General features: G+C 66.5%; 4 protein-coding genes and 1 pseudogene. 2 read left to right on the forward strand and 3 right to left on the reverse strand.

Going from position 1 to position 4,156, the window contains the following annotated elements:
- Positions 1-633, forward strand: a 633-nt coding sequence (locus JOZ79_RS00930; protein ID WP_294069331.1) for an ROK family protein, incomplete at its 5' end; no start/stop codon positions are given.
- Here JOZ79_RS00930 and JOZ79_RS00935 read toward each other — a convergent pair.
- Genes JOZ79_RS00935 through JOZ79_RS00945 form a run of 3 tightly spaced genes read right to left on the reverse strand, consistent with a single transcriptional unit; the run spans position 602 to position 3,632 of the window.
- Positions 602-1,396 carry a class I mannose-6-phosphate isomerase gene (locus JOZ79_RS00935; RefSeq protein WP_294069334.1) on the reverse strand — a complete coding sequence of 265 codons (795 nt, stop codon included), beginning with the start codon at positions 1,394-1,396 and terminating at the stop codon, positions 602-604. The genes JOZ79_RS00930 and JOZ79_RS00935 overlap by 32 nt on opposite strands.
- Positions 1,393-2,136, reverse strand: a complete 744-nt coding sequence (locus tag JOZ79_RS00940) for a GDSL-type esterase/lipase family protein (RefSeq protein ID WP_294069336.1) — start codon at positions 2,134-2,136, stop codon at positions 1,393-1,395. Before JOZ79_RS00940 ends, JOZ79_RS00935 begins: the two co-directional genes overlap by 4 nt.
- Positions 2,137-2,138: 2 nt before the next feature.
- Entirely contained in the window at positions 2,139-3,632 is a 1,494-nt protein-coding gene (locus JOZ79_RS00945; protein ID WP_294069338.1) for a carboxylesterase family protein, read from the reverse strand.
- A 197-nt stretch (positions 3,633-3,829) separates the two neighbouring features.
- On the opposite strand from JOZ79_RS00945, the pseudogene JOZ79_RS00950 reads away from it, so the two are divergent.
- Positions 3,830-4,156, forward strand: a pseudogene (locus JOZ79_RS00950) (MFS transporter); the annotation flags it as partial.

Raw genomic sequence — 4,156 nt, forward strand, 5'->3', positions numbered from 1 at the left:
AAACCCGGCTGGTCGGGCACCGACGTGCTCAAGCGGCTGCGCGATGCGGCAGGAGTGCCTGCCGCATTCGACACCGACGTCAACGGGGCCGCGCTCGCCGAGATGCGCTGGGGGAGCGGCCACGGCCTGGACGATTTCGCTTACGTGACGGTCGGCACGGGCGTTGGCGTCGGGCTTATCGTCAACGGCGCGCCGACCCGAGGGTTTGCGAACTGCGAGCTCGGTCATATCCGCGTGCCGCGCCTCGCCGGAGACAGGTTCGGTGGATCGTGCCCGTTTCATGGCGATTGCGTCGAGGGGCTGGCAGCCGGACCATCGCTCGAGGCTCGGGTCGGCAGGGATGGGCTGGCCGGACTGACCGCTGCGGACCCATTGTGGGAGTCGGTCGCCTGGGCGATCGCGCAACTCTGCCACACGATCGTCTGCGCCGCTGCTCCGCGAGCAATCGCGATTGGCGGCGGGGTGATCGACCGGCAGCCGCACCTGCTCGAGCGCGTCGGGCAAATGCTGACCGGTAGCCTCGCAGGCTACATGCCGTTGCCGCAAGGCGATGCTTATGTCCGGCGGCCGGCGCTCGGCGCCGATGCCGGTCCGCTCGGCGCTATCGCGCTGGCGCTGAACGCCCTGACCTAGCGCCGACCAGCAAGCGGGCGTCGCCTGCCTCCAGCGTAGCGCCCGGCCCAAGCAGCAGGCATTCGCCGGGGCCTGCGCGATCTTCACCGCTTCGAACTTCGCCCTCTACCGGGATGATCCAGCGCTGCCGGTCTGCAAGAGCGTCGTGCGTCGTGTGGACGAGGGTGAAATGCGGGCCGTCCACCAAAGTCCGCGTCTCGCCGCCAGTGAGGTGCTGGGCCAGTCCGGCCGGATACGGCGCTGGGTTCGACACGGCGATGCCGTCCTCGAGGTGAAGTTCGCGCGGCCGGCCATAATCATAAAGCCGGTAAGTAAGGTCGATGTTCTGCTGGAACTCGAGCAGGGTGATGCCGTCGCCGATCGCGTGGACAGTGCCCGGCGGCACGAGGAAGAAATCGCCCGAACGCACCGGCTTCCAGTCCATCAACCGCTCGATCGATCCGTCGAGCGCGGCGGCGCGCAGCTCCTCCTTGCCAACCTCGCGAAGGAGGCCGAGCGCGATCGTCGCGCCCGGCCTGGCGTCGAGGATGTACCAGCACTCGGTCTTGCCGTGCGGCAGGCCATGCGCGCGTGCATACGCATCGTCCGGATGGACCTGCACGGACAGGCGCTCGCTGGTGAAGATGTATTTCAGCAGGAGCGGCAGGTCGCCGCCACCGGTGAACCAGACCTCGCCGATGCGCTTGCCGGCTGGCGGGTCGAAGATCGGCGGCAGGTCGGTGATGCCCCAGGGCTTCTCGACATAGCGGCGATCGAGCTTCATGCGCGACGGTTGTGCCGAAGGGCGCGTGCGAGGATCGGTTCGACGACGGTCGCCATGGCATCATAGCCGGCTTCGGTCGGGTGAACGCCATCAGAGGCAAGGCCCGGCTTCATCGCGCCGGTGCCATCGTCGAGCACGGGCCAATAGTCGACAAAGGTTGCACCGGATGCGGATGCGAACGTCTTCAGCCAGGCGTTGAGAACCTTGATCCGACTGCGAGTCTCGAGGCCCGGCCGCCAGGGGAAGCTGGCGGCGGGTGGGATCGAGGCCACCAGCACCTTGACCCCGTGAGCGCGAGCGATGTCGCTCATCATCTCGAAGTTGTTCTCGGTCATGGCCGGCGTCATCGGCCCGGTGTTGCCGGCAACGTCGTTGGTGCCCGCCATGATGTGGACTGCGCGGGGCTTCAGCTCGACGACATCGGCCATCATTCGGAGAACCATCTGCGGGGTCGTCTGGCCGCTGATGCCGCGATCGATCCGCCCGGTGCTGAAAAAGCCGGGGCGCTTGTCCTTCCAGCCTTCGGTAATGGAATCGCCCATGAAGACGACGTCCACGGGCGCCCTCGACTTTATGAGGCGCGCGTTCTCGTGGCGATATCGGCCAAGCTGCGGGAAATCCATGTGCGGCGTCAGGGCCGCTTTGCACTGGTCCTCGAACGTGTCGGCAAGGGCGGTGGCGGAGGCAAGCGTCAGGGGAGCAGCAAGAGTCCCATGGATGAGGTTGCGGCGGCTGAGCATGGTCAGATCCTCTTGTCGAGTGAACAGATTTCGGAGCGGAGAGCGCCCTCGGTCGTCACGCTCTCGTTGCTGAACAGGATGTGCCTGGGCGAAGCGCGGGTGAAGCGCGGCCAGCGGGGAAGGTCGCCGCCGTCAGGATCTCCGGTCCGGATGAAATTGACCCAATAGGGCTTGAGCGACAATCCTCGGGCGAAGCTCTTGTCGCCGAACGCATAGGGGATTTCGGCGGCATGAGCGGTCTTCTGGCCGTTCGCAGACGCGTCGAACTCATAATGCCAGACCGGCGCTCCCCTGGCCGCCATGATCGCGGCGACGTTGATCGTTGGGCAGCGGAAGATGAGGTCGGTGGCGATCTGCTCGTCGCGTGTGCCAAGGCGAGGGTCGGCGGACGGATCGGGCTGGTCAAGACGGTAGGCGGCGCGCGCCTGAGCGGCACGGTCACCGAATGCGTCGGCAATGAAGCGGTCGCGTTCCGTCTTGCCGCCGCCGATCCCGAACTCGAAGCGGTTGCTTCCGATGATGACAGGCTTGGGCGCCGCATTCGCGAGCAGGCGCCGCGGGTCGCCCGGGATTGCCGTGCCGTCAATCGTGGTGCGCAGCCAGATGAAGGAATCGTCCGGAGCGCCGGGGTCGTGCAGCTTGAGTGCGGCTGCGAGCAGGGCGGACGCCGGGGCGGCGCGAAGCCTGGCGAGGCTTCCGCCGGTGCCCAGCAATCGATCGGCTTGCGCGCCGATTGCCTCGGATTCCCCGAGGGTACGGAACCGCATTCCGAAGCCGGGCGTCCCGCTTTCCATGATCGCGCGCGCGAATAAAGGCCGCGCCGCGGGCTCCAGGAGAAGCAGGCTGACGTCCTGCGAACCCGCGGATTCGCCCGCGATGGTGACATTCGTCGGATCGCCGCCGAACCTGGCGATGTTGCGGTGGACCCAGCGGAGCGCCGCGAGCTGATCAAGCAACCCGTAATTGCCGGATGCACCCTGCTCGGCAGTCAGCTTGCGATGGGACATGAAGCCGAAGATGCCGAGGCGGTAGCGGATGCCGACGATGACGACCTGCCTGCCGACGTCGGAGAGGATGATGTCGTTGGGGCCGCCGGCAAGGTTGCCGCCGCCATGGATCCAGAACAGCACCGGCAGCTTGCCAGTCCTCGAGGGCGTGCTGACGTCCAGGGTCAGGCAATCCTCGGCCCCGATGAGGAAGTCCGAGTGGTTCCAGCCATAATCGTTCTGAAGGCAGGAGGGGGGCCGGTCGAGCGATGCGCGCACGCCGTGCCAGGGACGCACCGGCTGCGGCGGCTGCCAGCGCAATGCTCCCACCACGGGCGCGGCGAATGGAATGCCGCGGAACAGGGTGTTGCCGTTCCACCTCTTGCCCGCGACAGTCCCGCCATCGACGCGCACAGCCTGAGCCAGGGCGGGAGAGGCCAACAGCGCGGTTGCAGCCAGCGCGAGCATTGCGCGTCCGCTGGAGAGGCGAGCCAAGGTCACTAAGTTCACGTTCGTCGCCTCATTTTCGCCTATCGTCCGCGAGGGGAGCGATCGACGATTGTGTGACCTTCGAGGAGCGCGCCCATCAGCGTCAGCGTGGCAGCCGAAGTCCTATTTTGGAAGAGCCGATCGCCGTCGGACGCGGGTGCTTGTGCCGGCCGCCGTTCGCTGCCAGTTTCGCGCTCGATTTGATCGAGGGGAATACAGTGCAGCAGCGGACCAGCAGCGGCGTGACGAGCGCCTTCATCATCGTCACCTGCCTGTTCTTCGCATGGGGCTTCATTACCGCGCTCAACGATCCGTTGGTTGCCGCGGTGAAGGGCATTTTCACGCTTAGCCGGTTCGAGGCGCAGTTCGTCGCCTTCGCCTTCTTCATCGCCTATGGGATCATCTCGTTTCCCGCCGCGGTTCTTCTGCAGCGGGTCCGGCCGATGCCCTCGATCGTGGCGGCGCTCATCACCATGATCGTCGGCTGCGGCCTGATCCTGACCGCGGCCAACGTTGCCGTGTTCCCGCTGGTCCTGGTCGGGCTG

It is taken from the genome of Sphingomonas sp. (assembly GCF_019242355.1).
Lineage (GTDB): Bacteria > Pseudomonadota > Alphaproteobacteria > Sphingomonadales > Sphingomonadaceae > Sphingomicrobium.